The organism is uncultured Oxalicibacterium sp. (assembly GCF_913776015.1).
In the GTDB taxonomy this organism is placed as follows: Bacteria; Pseudomonadota; Gammaproteobacteria; order Burkholderiales; family Burkholderiaceae_D; genus Oxalicibacterium.
Genome location: NZ_CAJYMD010000023.1, coordinates 15,020 through 30,741 on the forward strand (window position 1 = coordinate 15,020; position 15,722 = coordinate 30,741).

Sequence of the window (15,722 nt, forward strand, 5' to 3'; positions counted from 1 at the left end):
GAATCCAGACAGGAAAACGTGATCAGGAACGGAAAGCGTTCGGCGACAGCTTGGACGCAATGATGATCAGGCATAGCGTCAAGCCCATCAGCAAGGTCGAAATCGCGTTGACTTCCGGCGTGACGGCAATCTTGATCATCGAATAGATCTGCAATGGCAGCGTCGTCGTGTTGGCGCCCGCCGTGAAGAAGGTGATGACAAAATCATCGATCGACAGGGTGAAAGCCATCAGTGCGCCAGCCATCACCCCCGGCATGATCAGCGGCAGCGTCACGCGACGAAACGCTTGCCACGGCGTGGCACCACAATCGCGCGCTGCCTCGGTCAGGCTTTCATCCATGCCGGAAAGCCGCGATTGCACGACGATGGCAACGAAGCCCATGCTGAAGGCAATGTGCGCCAGCGTGATCGACAGCATGCCCAAAGTGAGATTGAGCATGACGAAGAAAATCAGCAGCGACACGCCGACCAGAATCTCGGGAATCGCAATCGGCGTCAGCACCAGAATCTGCAAGGCGCGGATCTTGTAACGATGCAGCGCGAAACCGGCCATGGTGCCAAGCACAGTCGAGACCGCACTCGAAACCACTGCGATGATCAGCGAGTTGATCGCGGCCTGAATCATTTCCTGATTCTCGAACAGCTTGCGATACCAGTCGAAGGTAAAGCCTACCCACTCTGCATTCAGGCGTGAATCGTTGAACGAATACATCACCACGATCGCGAGTGGCAAATACAGAAACGCATACACAAGGACTGCACTGACGACCAGCAAGGTCGAATGACGTGGCGTTCTAGTCATGCGCTCTCCTGCGTGGTCGCGCCAGCAACGCTGCCAGACCGGCAACACCCAGTGCAACGATGGTCAGGATGATGGACAGCACACTACCGAACGGCCAATCGCGCGATTCGAGGAACTGCTGCTTGATGATGTTGCCGATCATGATGCCGTCGGTACCGCCGAGAATATCGGACACCGCAAAAATACCCAGCGCTGGAATGAAAACCAGCGCCGATCCCGCCACCACGCCGGGCAGCGACAACGGAAACGTCACGCGCCAGAAACGCTGCCACGCGTTAGCACCAAGGTCTTGTGCGGCATCGAGAAATGCCGGGTCATGCTTTTCGAGATTGGCATAAAGCGGCAACACCATGAAGGGCAGATGGACATAGACCAGCCCGATGATGACGGCAAAGGCGCTGTAGAGCAGCGTTACCGGCGCAAAGCCGAAGACATCGAGCACGGCATTGAGACCACGCGTGAAAACCGATTGCGGACCGAGAATGATCATCCAAGCATAAATGCGGATCAGGAAGTTGCTCCAGAACGGCAAGATCACCAGCAGCACCAGCAGATTGCGCCACTTCTTCGGGCTGCGTGCAATCAGCAAGGCAACCGGATAGGCCATGGCGATGCACACCAGGGTGGTGATCAATGCATACACCAGCGACTTCAGAAAAATCGAAAAGTAGATGCCGCTGGAGAAAAGTGCCTCGATGGTTTCAAGCGTCAGGTTCAGTTGCCCGGCACTATCGAATACCGGCGCAAGCCCGCCGAAATCACCCGGATAGCGAAATGCGGCAAACGCCATGATGAGCGTCGGCACGGCAAAGAACACCACCAGATACAGTAACGGCGGCCCGCTGATCAGCCAGCGCGCCAGCGAAGAACCGCGTACAGCGGATTTGAGGGCCGTATCAGCCATGAGCGGGCGCAGCGATGAAATGTCCGGCGTCGAAACGCCAAGCAACATCGACGGTATCGCCGACTTCGAAGAAGCGCGGGCGGCCGATGGCCGAATTGGCTAGCATGGTTTCAAGACGCACGCCACCATCGGTTTCGACGATGTAGACAGTCACGCCACCCATGTAGAGCAGCTCTCTGACTTGCCCGTCGAAGTGATTTTCCTCGGGCACACCACGCACGATTTCATCGCTGATACGCGTCTTCTCAGGACGCAAGGCGATCGTGCCCTTGGCACCGACGCGCGCATCCTGCACCGTCGCCGCCTTGACCGCACCCATGCCCGGCACATCCAGCCACATCATATTGCCGTCGATCTGCGTGATAGTGCCGTCAAAGAGATTGCAGGTACCGATGAAGTCGGCCACGAAGCGACTTTGCGGATAGTTATAGATGCGCGTCGGCTCGTCGAGCTGTTCGACCTTGCCTTTGTTCATGACGGCAATACGGTGCGACAGCGCCAGCGCTTCGGCCTGATCGTGCGTCACGTAGATGAAGGTGATGCCGACTTCCTTCTGCAGGTTGATGAGTTCGATCTGCATCTGTTCACGCAATTGCGCGTCGAGTGCCGACAACGGCTCATCAAGCAGCAACAGCTTGGGATGCGTGACCAGTGCGCGCGCAATCGACACGCGCTGGCGCTGACCACCCGACAATTCATGCGGATAGCGCGCACCGAAACCGGTCAGGCGCACATCTTCCAGCGCCTCATCCACCTTGCCCTTGATCGCGGACTTGGGCGTCTTTGCCATTTCGAGCGGAAACGCGATGTTCTGCGCCACTGTCATGTGCGGGAACAAGGCGTAATTCTGGAACACCGTGCGAACGGGGCGCTGTTCCGGCGCGACATTGGTCAGATCGACCCCATCGAGCAGAATCTGCCCTGCATCCGGCATGTCGAAACCGGCGATCATGCGCAGCAGCGTCGTCTTGCCACAGCCGGATGGACCAAGCAGAGTGAAGAACTCACCAGCCTCGATGCCGAGACTAATGTTATCGACTGCCGTGTAATCGCCGAAACGACGGCTGAGGTTACGAATTTCGAGAAGCGCCATCTTGTCCTGAGCAGACGTGCAAAGAATGGAATGGGAAACCCGGCCTGGCGGCCGGGCTTGAAAACCGGGCAATTGTAGCAAAGTCACGTCCAGACATTTGCGCCGATCTTGTGCGAATACCTGAGCGTTTCATCACACCAAGCGAAAACAATGCCCGACACGCTTCAGACAGATCAAAGCGGTAAGCGATCAGCCTGCAAACGTGAACAAGGCCAGCACCAGCATGCCGCCTGCCACCAGACCGCCACCGAAATAAATGCCGACGCCCAGCAGCAGGTTCGTACGCTTCTGCTCCTCCAGCAAGCGCTTGAGCAATTCCGCATTGTCAGCCTGCGGTTGTTCCGCGGCACGCAGCAAGGCCTGGTGTGCGAGGCGCGGCATCTGCGGCAGCAGTTTGCTGTAACGCGGTGCTTCGGTTTTCAGGTTTTCGATGAAGCCACGCCAGCCAAGCTGATCGTTCATCCAGCGTTCGAGATAGGGCTTTGCGGTTTTCCACAAATCCAGTTCGGGATCGAGTTGACGCCCCAAGCCTTCGACGTTGAGCAAGGTTTTCTGCAGCAGCACGAGTTGCGGCTGCACTTCGACGTTGAAACGGCGCGAGGTCTGGAACAACCGCAGCAACACCTGACCAAATGAAATCTCGGAAAGCGGACGATCAAAAATCGGTTCGCAACAAGCGCGCACGGCAGACTCCAACTCATCGACCCGTGTTTCCTTTGGCGCCCAACCCGACTCGATATGTGCTTCGGCCACGCGCTTGTAATCACGACGGAAGAAGGCCAGGAAGTTTTGCGCGAGGTAATCCTTGTCGAAATCGGTCAGCGTACCGACGATGCCGAAATCGAGCGCGATATAGCGACCAAACGTTTCCGGGTCGGTCGAGACCAGAATATTCCCCGGATGCATGTCGGCATGGAAGAAGCCATCGCGGAACACTTGCGTGAAGAAAATCTCGACACCATCGCGCGCCAGTTTCTTGAGATCGACACCAGCGGCGATAAGACGCTCGGTTTGCGAGATCGGAATGCCATTCATGCGCTCCATCGTGATGACCGAGGTGGAGCAAAAATCCCAGAACATCTCGGGCACCACGAGCAGATCGGAAGAAGCAAAGTTGCGGCGCAACTGGCTGCCGTTGGCGGCTTCACGCATCAAATCGAGTTCGTCGTGCAGATACTTGTCAAACTCGGCAACGACTTCCTTGGGCTTCAGGCGTTTGCCATCCGCCCACAGTCGTTCGATCATGTCGGCGACAATGTGCATGAGCGCCACGTCTTCATCGATCGAGCGCTTGATGCCGGGACGGAGTACCTTGACAGCGACATCGCGCCCATTTTTCAGCTTCGCAAAATGCACTTGCGCAATCGAGGCCGAGGCAACCGGCTCGCGTTCAAACTGTGCGAACAGTACATCGGGATGCGCGCCCAGCGATTTGACGACCTGCGCAATCGCCACGTCCGACGAGAACGGCGGTACACGATCCTGCAATCGCGCCAGCTCATCGGCAATATCCATCGGCATCAGATCGCGTCGCGTCGACAACACCTGGCCGAACTTGACGAAAATTGGTCCCAGTTCTTCGAGTGCCATGCGCAAGCGCACGCCGCGCGGCGCCGACAGGTCGCGCCAGAACCAGAAACGATCCAGCATGCGCACCTTGGGTGCAATGGCGAGGCTGGAAATGACAATCTCGTCGAGGCCGTAACGAATCGCCACGCGCAGGATCTTCAGAACCCGCATAAATTTCCACATCATGAATGGCCCTTGAGCTTTTCGATACGCTTGGCCAGACGCGCAACATCGTCGCGCAGCCGGGTCACGTCCTGGGTAAAGTCCGCGACAGCGCGCGGACGGACCAGAAGAGGATTCTCTTCCAGAAAATATTCAGCCACGTTTTCCGTGACGGATTGATGCAACGCCTGTACGCCACGCAATGCACCGTGCGCGCCCTGCACCACACGACGCGCGGCAATATCGCCAAGCAGGCGACTCAGATCGTCTTCTGCATCCCAGCGCAACGACTGGCTGACTTGCGAAATGACGTTGGCAAAATCCGCATCGCCTTCAATACGGACGTAGGAAAAGGCCCGTTCGCGGTTTTGCAGAATCAATGGCAGGTCCGACAATTGCACGCGAATCGTCACGCTGGCCGCATCCTCTGCATCCGTCATCTGTACCAGCCCGTCTTCGGCCACCTTCAGGCGCAAAGCCATTACGCCCGCGTCGAACACCGCGACCTTGCCGGCATGCGGCGCGAGGCGTGCGCGCGCCCATGCTTCCTGCGCAAGCAGATGATTGATGGCAGCGGAAGGAAGAATGGCAGGAGAGAAAGATGTCATGGCAAAAAAGAAGCCGCCGGTGACCATTCACAGGCGGCTTCAAGTTTAACAGTTTGCAGCGCAAAGCTGTCAGCGATCCCTCGTTCACCGAACGCAGATCGCTACGTATTTCATTCCGGCAGTTGCTGAATTCCTGCCAGCACCCAACCGCCATTGCCGTTGACCGGCTTCGACAGATTCCACGCTTCGGTGAAAGGCTGGGTCGGCGTATCTTGCGATTCGCGGATCAGGCCCGAGAATTTCACGCTGGCGATGTAATCGTTGCCGACCGTTTCCACGCCATAAAACTCGGCATTGAGTTGCACCACATCAGTATGGTTTTCGCTCGCGCCACGCTCGGTCAGTTGCATCTTCAGCTCGGCAAACATTTCAGGGGTCGTGAATTCACGGATGTCCTGTACATCAGCACGATCCCACGCTGCCTGCAGACGGATGAAGTAGGTTTTCGAATTGCGCAGGAACGATTCGACGTCGAAATCGGCCGGTACGCGATCATCTACTTCGGCTGCGACAGCAGCGCCACCGCCCAATGCCGCACCTTGCAAGGCGGCTGGTTGTGCCGATTGCGGCTGGTTGTAGCCATTCAGGCCGGAACCGATTTCAGGCGTGCTCGACTTGGCCGAATAGCCGTTCGCGAACGAAGGCTGTGCGCCGTTGTTGCCGCTGCGTGCCTTGATCATGCGGTAGATGAACATGGCGGCAAATGCGAACAGAGCAATCATGAGAATGGTGCTGATCATGCTTGCCAGTGCGCCACCGATACCGAAGTGTGACAGCAATGCGCCCAGACCGAGGCCGAGCAACGCGCCACCGAGAATGTTACGCATCATGCTTGGTTTGGCCGCAGCCGCACCGGCAGCACCTGCGCCAGCAGCAGCCGGGGCTGCAGCAGGACGTTGTGCACTATTCGCAGCAGACGACGACTGTTGAGCCGGCGCAGGACGCTGGAAACTTTGGGACTGTTTGCCGAACGAACCGCCACCGCCCATGCGCTTGGCTTGTACTTCGGTGGCGACAAAGGTCATCGAGCTGACCAGAACCGCCATTACCAACAGTAATTTTTTCATGCTGTCTCCTAGAGTTTAATGCCGGTGTGCAGTGCCGCCACGCCGGCTGTCAAATTGAAGTACCGGACTCTGTCGAGACCAGCCTCCTGCATCATTGCCTTCAGCGTCTCCTGATCGGGATGCATGCGGATCGATTCAGCCAGATAGCGGTAGCTTTCTGCATCGTTCGCCACACGCTTGCCCAACCACGGCAACACGGAAAACGAGTAAAGATCGTAGGGCTTTTTGAGTGGCTCCCAGACCTTCGAAAATTCCAATACCAGCAGTTTCCCGCCGGGTTTCAACACGCGCCGCATTTCTGCCAGCGCGACATCCTTGTGCGTCATGTTGCGCAAACCAAAAGCCACGCTGACGCGATCGAAGTAATTGTCGGGAAACGGCAATTTCTCCGCATCACACAAGGATGTGGGGGTGACCAGGCCTTTGTTCAACAGCCGATCGCGCCCCACGCGCAACATCGATTCATTGATGTCCGTCAACCAAACCTCACCAGTCGGCCCAGCCTGCTTGGCAAATGCCTTGGCCAGATCACCGGTACCACCGGCAATGTCGAGCACCCTGAAGCCGGGACGAATCCCTGCTTCGGCAATCGTGAACGCCTTCCACACCCGATGCAGTCCAGCCGACATGAAGTCGTTCATCACGTCGTACTTGGCCGCCACCGAATGGAACACTTCGGCGACCTTGTGAACCTTCTCTTCTTCTGCAACGGTTTGATAACCGAAATGGGTGGAATTTGTCATGACGTTTGCGCTCGGATGTGAATTATACAGATGTTAGAAAATCGTGAAATAAACGTTAGATTAATTTCCAAAATGGAAATATTCCAAAACAATTTAATGGCTGCTGCAACCGGTCGGGCCAGAGGTCATCATTGGCGCATCGCGACCGCTCTCACGCGTGAAGCCTGCGGCCTCCAAACGACGCAGATAATCCTCCCACATCAGCACCTGTTCCTTGCCCAGGCGATAGAGGTATTCCCACGAATAAATGCCGCTGTCATGGCCGTCATCGAAGATCGGTTTCAATCCGTAATTGCCAACCGGCTCGACGGCCGTGATGCCGACATGGCGCTTGCCGGTCTGCAAGGTCTCCTGCCCCGGACCATGACCGCGTACTTCAGCCGATGGCGAACAGACGCGCAGGAATTCGAAAGGCAGCGAAAACTCCTTGCCATCGTCAAAGGCGATTTCAAGCACGCGCGATTGCGTACGCACCTTGATATCGACAGGCAAGGGAGCAGCAGGATGGGAACTGGGGCCGGTCATGTTTCCTCTCTGTGTGGAAAGCAGGCATCACGATAGGATGCCTGACGGAGTAAGGGAATTATCCTTGGCACGCCGCGTGCCGCGCAACCGCCTCACGCAATGCAGGTAGCAAGGCACGTCGTTGAGCCAGCACATCCGCATCGGTCACGCGCGATGCGGTAGCCCAGATCGGCTGCGGAAAATGTGCATCGTCGGTATAGCGCGGAATCAGATGCCAATGCAGATGCGGCACCATGTTGCCGAGGCTGGCGAGATTGATCTTGTGCGGCTGCATGACTTCGCGCAACGCGGTTTCGACCTGACATACGGTACGCATCAGCAACGAACGCTGCGCAGGTTGCAGATCGGTCATTTCGGCCACATGGTCATGCCAGATCACGCGACAGAAACCCGGATAATGAGCATCGTCGATCAGCACCACGCGTAGGCTGTCGTTGCTGTACAAAACTTCACCGCCATGCTGCTCACACAATTCACAAGCAGCGGCCTTCAGATTTGCCGTCGTCATACCAGCACGCGCTCGATACCGCCGTTGTTGGCGCGCTCCACGTATTGCGGCAACCAGTCGCTACCCAGCAGATGTTTCGCCATCTCGACCACGATGTAATCGGCTGTCGTCGCCGAATCGTCGTTGTAACGCGACAAGCCTTGCAGGCAAGACGGGCAAGACGTCAGTATCTTCACGTCGCCATTGAAGCCATCGTCACGCAACTTGTCGGCACCCTTGCGCATTTCCTCTTCCTTGCGGAAGCGTACCTGGGTCGAGATGTCGGGGCGCGTCACAGCAAACGTGCCGGACTCGCCGCAGCAACGATCGTTCTTCTCGATCCTGGTGGCATCGACCGTTTCGATCAGCGCGTTCACCGTCTTCAGCGGGTCCTGCAACTTTATCGGCGTGTGGCAAGGGTCGTGATACATGTAGCGCGTACCGCTCACGCCTTCGAGCTTGACGCCCTTCTCCAACAGATATTCGTGGATGTCGATGATGCGGCAACCGGGGAAAATCTTCTCGAATTCATAGCCCTGCAACTGGTCGTAACAGGTGCCGCACGAGACGACCACGGTCTTGATATCCAGATAGTTGAGCGTATTGGCCATGCGGTGGAACAGCACGCGATTGTCGGTGATGATTTTTTCGGCCTTGTCGTAATCGCCGGACCCACGTTGCGGATAACCACAGCACAGATAGCCGGGCGGCAGCACAGTCTGCACGCCGACATGCCAGAGCATGGCTTGCGTGGCGAGGCCGACCTGCGAAAACAGGCGTTCCGAACCGCAACCGGGGAAATAGAACACCGCTTCGGTATCCATCGTCGTGGTTTGCGGATTGCGGATGATCGGCACGACCTTGTTGTCTTCGATATCCAGCAGCGCGCGTGCGGTCTTCTTCGGCAGGTTGCCCGGCATCTTCTTGTTGATGAAGTGGATCACCTGTTGCTTGACGGGCGGCTTGCCGATGGTTGGCTGCGGTGCGCGCGTCTGCTTTTTCGCTACTTTCTTGAACAGATCGTGACCGAAACGCTGCGCCTTGTAGCCCCAATCGATCATGACCTTGCGCGTGGCATTGATGGTCGATGGATCAGTCGCATTCAGGAAAAACATCGCCGCCGTCGTGCCCGGATTGAAGGTCTTTTTGTCCATCTTGCGCAGCAGGTTGCGCATGTTCATCGAGACATCGCCAAAGTCGATATCGACCGGGCATGGCGTCAGGCACTTGTGGCACACCGTGCAGTGGTCGGCCACGTCTTCGAACTCTTCCCAATGCTTGAGTGACACACCGCGGCGCGTCTGCTCTTCATAAAGGAAAGCCTCGACCAGCAGCGAGGTAGCGAGAATCTTGTTACGTGGCGAATACAGCAGATTCGCACGCGGCACGTGGGTCGAGCAAACCGGCTTGCATTTGCCGCAACGCAGGCAATCCTTGACGCTGTTGGCAATTGCGCCAATATCGCTCTGCTGCATGATCAGCGATTCATGCCCCATCAGCCCGAACGACGGCGTGTAGGCATTGCGCAGATCGGCACTAAGCTCGCCCATATCCATGAGCTTGCCCTTGTTGAAGCGGCCTTCGGGATCGATGCGACGTTTATACGAACGGAAATCCGCCAGCTCCGCATCGGTCAGGAATTCCAGCTTGGTGATGCCAATGCCGTGTTCACCCGAGATCACACCATCGAGCGAACGTGCGAGCTTCATGATGCGTGCCACGGCTTCATGCGCATCCTGCAGCATTTGATAGTGGTCGGAATTGACCGGGATATTCGTATGCACATTGCCGTCGCCTGCATGCATGTGCAAGGCAACGAAAACGCGACCACGCAGCACGCGCTTGTGAATCGCATTGACTTCGTCGAGGATCAGGCGGAACCATGCGCCGCTGAAAATCTGGCGCAATGGCGTACGTACTTCGAGCTTCCACGAAATGCGCACGGTGCGATCCTGCACCACGTCGAACACGGTCGCATCGGGCTGCGCAATCAGACGCTTGTCGAATGCTTCGCCCAGATTGTCGAACCCATGCGCAACCAGGGCATCCTTCGCTTCACGCAAGGGCGTATCGAGGTGCGTTAGCACATACGACCAGCGCGCATGCGTGGCATCGATCAGCGCTTCAGCCTGATGCACGCGATCTTCCAGCAACTCGGCCGCCGGAATATCATCGCCTTCGACATCGTCGCTCTTGCCCAGCGGCAGACTGCCCTTGGCAAAGAAGCCGCGCAATTCGGCCAGCAGTTGCAGCTTGTTCTTGATCGATAGCTCGACGTTGATGCGCTCGATACCGTCCGAATATTCGCCCATGCGATCGAGCGGAATCACGACGTCTTCGTTGATCTTGAAGGCATTGGTGTGTTTGGAGATCGCCGCCGTACGGGCGCGATCGAGCCAGAATTTCTTGCGTGCTTCAGGACTGACGGCAACGAACCCTTCACCGACACGCGTGTTGGCGAGACGGATCACTTCGGAAGCCGCCTGCGCTACGGCATTTTCATCGTCGCCGACGATATCGCCAAACAGCGCCATCTTCGGCAGGATGCCGCGCTTGGACTTGGTGGCGTAACCGACCGCACGCAGATAGCGCTCGTCCAGATGCTCAAGGCCTGCCAGAATCGCCCCGCCCTTCTTGGTTTCGGCATCGAGGAAATCCTTGATCTCGACGATCGACGGAATTGCATCGCGCGAATGACCGAAAAATTCGAGACAGACCGTGCGCGTGTGCTTGGGCATCTTGTGCAGAATCCAGCGCGCCGACGTGATTAGACCATCGCAGCCTTCCTTTTGCACGCCGGGCAAACCCGACAGGAATTTATCAGTAACGTCCTTGCCAAGACCTTCCTTGCGGAAGGTACGGCCTGCAATTTCGAGAATTTCCGTCTTGAACGGCGTGTTCTTCTTGCGGCTTTTCTCGCTCGGATGCGTCCATTCAAGGCGGAATTTCGCTACCGGCGCATCGTGAATCTTGCCGAGATTATGTTCAAGGCGGGTGACCTCTAGCCAGTCGCCATTCGGATCGACCATGCGCCAGCTCGCCAGATTGTCCAGTGCCGTGCCCCACAGTACGGCCTTCTTGCCGCCGGCGTTCATCGCAATATTGCCGCCGATGCACGAGGCTTCGGCAGAGGTCGGATCGACCGCAAACACGAAACCTGCTTTCTCCGCCGCATCCGCCACGCGTTTGGTGACAACGCCGGCACCCGAATAAATCGTCGCATAATCGCGATCGACACCCGGCAGACGCGTCATCTCGACTTCGCCAAGATAGATCAGCTTTTCGGTGTTGATGACGGCCGACATGGGCGTCAATGGAATGGCGCCGCCCGTGTAGCCAGTGCCACCGCCGCGCGGGATGATGGTCAGACCGAGTTCGATACATGCCTTGACCAGACCGGCCATTTCTTCTTCGCTGTCCGGCGTCAGCACGACGAACGGATATTCGACGCGCCAGTCAGTCGCATCGGTCACGTGCGACACGCGCGACAGGCCGTCGAACTTGATGTTGTCTTTATCAGTATAGCGACCCAGCACGCGTGTGGCGCGCTTGCGCAGATCCCAGGTATTGCGGAATTCTTCGCCGAAATCCGCCACCGCCTTGCAGGCGGCCTGCACCAGCGTTTCCACCGCTGCAGCACGACGTACAGCGTTCGGATCGTCCGCCGATTGCAGATCGCGCGCACGGCGCTTGTCCACTTCAGCCAGGCGATGGTTGAGCGCATCAATCAAATCCTGGCGACGCTTAGGGTTGTCCAGCATGTCGTCCTGCAAATATGGATTGCGGCGCACTACCCAGATATCACCCAGCACTTCGTACAGCATGCGCGCCGAGCGGCCAGTCTGGCGTTCAGCACGCAGTTCGGACAGCAATTCCCAGGCCGGCTCTCCGAGCAGGCGAATCACGATCTCGCGGTCGGAAAACGAGGTGTAGTTGTAGGGAATTTCACGCAGGCGCGTCGGCGTTGCGCCGCCGGGCAGATCGGCGAGAAGGGTCTGAACTTGGACTGGGGCGTTCATCAGAAAATCGCTTGCATTGACGCTAAAGGCGCATTCTAGCCGATTGGCCGTTTGCGCGTCCGTGCGCAGGCCCACGCGGCGTGGTGCAAAAACCGCGTTCACCGCGGCAAAAAAGACTTAAAACCAGCTTCCGACCCAATGCCAAAAGCCGTCCGGCACGTATAACAGCAGCCACGTCATGGTCAGGTAACGCAAAAACTTGCCGATTGCCATGTACATCACGCAAGGCCAGAACGGCAAACGCAGCCAGCCGGCTAACAGACAGAGGGGATCGCCAATGCCGGGCAGCCATGACAACAGCAGCGCTTTTGCGCCGAAACGCTCCAGCCAGTGAAACCAGCGCGTCTGTCGCTCCCTGGCGAAAAGTTGCTTGGCACCCAGCCCCATCCAGTAATTGACGAGGCCGCCAATGGTATTGCCAACCGTGGCCACCGCGATGATCGGCCAGAACATCGCCAGATTGGCCTTGACCGCCGCAAACACGGCAGGCTCGGAGCCAAGCGGCAACAGCGTCGCCGATATCAGGCTGATCAGAAAAACGGAAGTCAGGCCGACTTCCGGTGCTGCCAGTACTGCCAGCAACCACTGCACGCTGGATTCAAGCATGAAACACCACCATCCACATCACCATTTCGACTTCCATTACCAACTTCCATCGCAAGAACAAGTGAATCGCATCGGCGGATTTGCACGCAGATGCCCGAGATACCAGCCGACAAGACGGTCGGCGACACAACAAGTACCTGCCGCCCGGCAAAGCCGTCCATTATAATGAGCGGCTGCGCCGCAACGCATCTTCCTTGTGCAGGCGCCAAGCCAACCGAACATCATGACGACCGATTACCTGAAAAAAATTCTGACCGCCCGCGTCTATGACGTGGCCGTCGAATCCCCGCTCGATCTTGCCCCTACGCTGTCGAAACGCTATGGCAACAACATTTATTTCAAGCGCGAGGATATTCAGAGCGTTTTCAGCTTCAAGTTGCGCGGTGCGTACAACAAGATGGCGCATCTGCCGCCAGAAAAACTCAAGCGCGGCGTGATCTGCGCCTCGGCCGGCAACCACGCACAAGGCGTGGCACTGGCCGCTACCCGCCTCGGCTGCCGCGCCATGATCGTGATGCCGACTACCACGCCGCCAGTCAAGATCGATGCCGTCAAGGCGCGTGGCGGCGAAGTCGTGCTGTTCGGCGATTCGTATTCCGATGCCTACCAGCACGCGCTCGATCTGGAAAAGAAATACAAGCTGACCTTCGTGCATCCATTCGACGATCCGGACGTCATCGCCGGCCAAGGCACGATCGCGATGGAAATCCTGCGCCAGCATACCGGCCCGATCCATGCGATCTTCGTGGCGATTGGCGGCGGCGGCCTGATCTCGGGCATCGGCGCCTACGTCAAGGCCGTACGCCCCGAGATCAAGATCATCGGCGTGCAGACGACAGATTCGGATGCGATGGCGCGCAGCCTCAAGGCGGGTCGTCGCGTCACGCTGCCCGATGTCGGCCTGTTTTCGGACGGCACGGCAGTCAAGCTGGTGGGCGAGGAAACCTTCCGTCTTGCCAAGAAAGTGGTGGATGACATCATCATCGTCGATACGGATGCCGTATGCGCCGCGTTGAAAGACGTGTTTCAGGATACGCGCAGCATTCTGGAACCTGCCGGCGCGCTCGCCATTGCTGGTGCCAAAGCCTATCTCGAACGTGCCAAGGCCGAGAAGAAGCCACTCAAGAACGAAACACTGGTGGCGATCGCTTGCGGTGCCAACATGAACTTCGACCGTCTGCGCTTCGTGGCGGAACGTGCCGAAGTCGGCGAATCGCGCGAAGCCCTGTTCGCTATCACGATCCCCGAAGAGCGCGGCAGCTTCAAGCGTTTCTGCGAACTGATCGGCCCGCGCAACGTGACCGAATTCAACTACCGTATCAGCGGCGCAAAACAGGCGCATGTATTCGTCGGCCTGCAGATCAGCGATCGCGAAGAACCCACGCGCATCGCCAAGAATTTCGAGCGCCACGGTTTCAAGGCGCTGGACCTGACCCAGGATGAGCTGGCCAAAGGCCACATTCGCCATCTGGTTGGTGGCAAGAGCGAACTGGCAGAGAACGAACTGCTGTATCGCTTTGAATTCCCCGAACGTCCGGGCGCGCTGATGCGCTTCCTCGACAGCATGGCACCGAACTGGAATATCAGCCTGTTCCATTACCGCAATCAAGGTGGCGATGTGGGCCGCATCCTGGTCGGCCTGCAAGTGCCGAAGAAGGAAATGAAGGATTTCCGCGCCTTCCTTTCCAGCCTTGGCTATCGCAACTGGGACGAGAGCGAGAATCCCGTCTACAAGCTGTTCCTGTAGGAGAACACCATGAGCACGCCTTCCCCCGCTGGCGATTCGCCACTCGGCAAACCGACGACCTATCAGGCGCAGTACGATCCCTCGCTGCTTTTCCCGATTCCACGCCTGTACAAGCGCGAAGAAATCGGCCTGAGCGAAGGCACGCGCCTGCCGTTTTTCGGCATGGATATCTGGAATGCCTACGAAGTGTCGTGGCTCAACATGCGCGGCAAGCCGCAAGTAGCGTTGGCGCGAATCATGGTACCGGCCGATTCGCCCAACATTATTGAATCGAAGTCGTTCAAGCTGTATCTGAATTCGCTCAACCAGACGCGACTCGGCGGCACCGATGCCTTGCTGGAATTGCTCCGTGAAGATTTATCGAACGGCTTCGGGGCGCAAGTGCAGATTACGCTGACGCTGCCTGAGAATTTCGGTGCCATTCCCGTCGGGGAACTCGATGGCCTGCTGCTGGACCGGCTGGATATCGAAGTCGATGAATACGCGCCGAACCCCGCGCTGCTGCATGCAGACGAAAACGAAGCACCTGTGGAAGAAACGCTGGTATCGCATCTTCTGAAATCCAACTGCCTGGTCACCGGCCAACCAGACTGGGCTAGTGTGCAGATTCGCTATGTCGGCCCGCAAATCGCGCAGGAAGGCTTGCTCAAATACCTGATCGGTTTCCGCGAACACAACGAATTCCACGAGCAATGCGTCGAACGCATCTTCATGGACATCCTGCGCCAGTGCAAACCACACAAGCTGGCGGTCTACGCGCGCTATACCAGACGCGGCGGGCTGGATATCAATCCGTGGCGCAGCAACTTCAGTACCGGCAAACCACCATCGAACGCACGGAACGCACGGCAATAAGCGCGGTCACACGCTCTTGCACAACGGCAAATAACAACCGGATGTAAATTCTGCCTGCGTTGTGCAATTTATTGGCTAACATAGGCATGTCATTTGCCGTAGCCTGTGGCACCAGACGACCGGCCCATCAACCCTCAGTAAGGTATTTCGTGCAGATGATGCTGATGCAACAACAATCGCTGCATAAAACCGCCTTTGCGGACAATGCCTTCTATATAATCGCCGGCGCAAACCTTTTACTATCACTATGACTACCGCAAACAACAACGCTTCCGCCGATCCAGCATTCATGCAGGAAGTGGCCAAACTCATCGTTCACGCCCTGAACCTCGATATCGATCCTGCTTCCATTTCGCCCGACGACTCCCTGTACGGCGAAGGTCTTGGCCTCGATTCGATCGACATTCTTGAAGTCGCCCTGGTTGTGTCAAAAAATTACGGTATCCAGTTGCGCGCCGATCACGAAGACAACGAGAAGATTTTTGCCTCGCTGCGTTCGCTGTCGGACTACATCGCCGCCAACAAAACGCAGTAA

General features: G+C 57.4%; 14 protein-coding genes. 3 read left to right on the forward strand and 11 right to left on the reverse strand.

The annotated features are described in order from the left end of the window. Positions 1-22 precede the first annotated feature (22 nt). The 11 genes from QZ725_RS03320 to QZ725_RS03370 form a co-directional block, all read right to left on the reverse strand. A complete protein-coding gene (locus QZ725_RS03320) occupies positions 23-802 on the reverse strand; it encodes an ABC transporter permease (protein ID WP_293776240.1) in 780 nt (259 codons plus the stop codon). Next, positions 795-1,706: an ABC transporter permease gene (locus tag QZ725_RS03325; protein ID WP_293776241.1), complete on the reverse strand. Its 912-nt coding sequence runs from the start codon at positions 1,704-1,706 to the stop codon at positions 795-797. Before QZ725_RS03325 ends, QZ725_RS03320 begins: the two co-directional genes overlap by 8 nt. Beyond that, on the reverse strand, positions 1,699-2,799 hold the full coding sequence (locus QZ725_RS03330; RefSeq protein ID WP_293776244.1) for an ABC transporter ATP-binding protein: 1,101 nt from the start codon (positions 2,797-2,799) through the stop codon (positions 1,699-1,701). The genes QZ725_RS03325 and QZ725_RS03330 overlap by 8 nt, the downstream gene beginning before the upstream one ends. Before the next feature lie 189 nt (positions 2,800-2,988). Further along, positions 2,989-4,554 (reverse strand): ubiquinone biosynthesis regulatory protein kinase UbiB, encoded by a 1,566-nt coding sequence (gene ubiB / locus QZ725_RS03335; protein ID WP_293776245.1) that lies wholly within the window; start codon positions 4,552-4,554, stop codon positions 2,989-2,991. Beyond that, positions 4,551-5,138, reverse strand: coding sequence for an SCP2 sterol-binding domain-containing protein (locus QZ725_RS03340; protein WP_293776246.1), 588 nt, complete (start codon positions 5,136-5,138; stop codon positions 4,551-4,553). The genes ubiB and QZ725_RS03340 overlap by 4 nt, the downstream gene beginning before the upstream one ends. A gap of 110 nt (positions 5,139-5,248) precedes the next feature. Next, positions 5,249-6,205: a Tim44 domain-containing protein gene (locus QZ725_RS03345; RefSeq protein ID WP_293776247.1), complete on the reverse strand. Its 957-nt coding sequence runs from the start codon at positions 6,203-6,205 to the stop codon at positions 5,249-5,251. A gap of 8 nt (positions 6,206-6,213) precedes the next feature. Beyond that, the gene (gene ubiE, locus QZ725_RS03350) at positions 6,214-6,948 is read right to left on the reverse strand and encodes a bifunctional demethylmenaquinone methyltransferase/2-methoxy-6-polyprenyl-1,4-benzoquinol methylase UbiE (RefSeq protein WP_293776248.1); all 735 of its coding nucleotides are present in this window, start codon (positions 6,946-6,948) and stop codon (positions 6,214-6,216) included. Between the two features lie 93 nt (positions 6,949-7,041). Continuing rightward, the gene (locus QZ725_RS03355; protein ID WP_293776249.1) at positions 7,042-7,473 is read right to left on the reverse strand and encodes a DUF971 domain-containing protein; all 432 of its coding nucleotides are present in this window, start codon (positions 7,471-7,473) and stop codon (positions 7,042-7,044) included. 58 nt (positions 7,474-7,531) lie between these two features. Next, positions 7,532-7,981, reverse strand: a complete 450-nt coding sequence (locus tag QZ725_RS03360) for an HIT family protein (RefSeq protein ID WP_293776250.1) — start codon at positions 7,979-7,981, stop codon at positions 7,532-7,534. Continuing rightward, the gene (locus QZ725_RS03365; RefSeq protein ID WP_293776251.1) at positions 7,978-11,979 is read right to left on the reverse strand and encodes an FAD/FMN-binding oxidoreductase; all 4,002 of its coding nucleotides are present in this window, start codon (positions 11,977-11,979) and stop codon (positions 7,978-7,980) included. The genes QZ725_RS03360 and QZ725_RS03365 overlap by 4 nt, the downstream gene beginning before the upstream one ends. 117 nt (positions 11,980-12,096) lie before the next feature. Continuing rightward, positions 12,097-12,585 (reverse strand): YqaA family protein, encoded by a 489-nt coding sequence (locus QZ725_RS03370; protein WP_293776252.1) that lies wholly within the window; start codon positions 12,583-12,585, stop codon positions 12,097-12,099. Between the two features lie 196 nt (positions 12,586-12,781). Here QZ725_RS03370 and ilvA point away from each other — a divergent pair, with 196 nt between their 5' ends. From ilvA to QZ725_RS03385, 3 genes are all read left to right on the forward strand, one after another. Next, positions 12,782-14,332 carry a threonine ammonia-lyase, biosynthetic gene (ilvA, locus tag QZ725_RS03375; protein WP_293776253.1) on the forward strand — a complete coding sequence of 517 codons (1,551 nt, stop codon included), beginning with the start codon at positions 12,782-12,784 and terminating at the stop codon, positions 14,330-14,332. A 9-nt stretch (positions 14,333-14,341) separates the two neighbouring features. Continuing rightward, a complete protein-coding gene (queF, locus tag QZ725_RS03380) occupies positions 14,342-15,187 on the forward strand; it encodes an NADPH-dependent 7-cyano-7-deazaguanine reductase QueF (protein ID WP_293776254.1) in 846 nt (281 codons plus the stop codon). Between the two features lie 247 nt (positions 15,188-15,434). Further along, on the forward strand, positions 15,435-15,722 hold the full coding sequence (locus QZ725_RS03385; protein ID WP_293776255.1) for a phosphopantetheine-binding protein: 288 nt from the start codon (positions 15,435-15,437) through the stop codon (positions 15,720-15,722).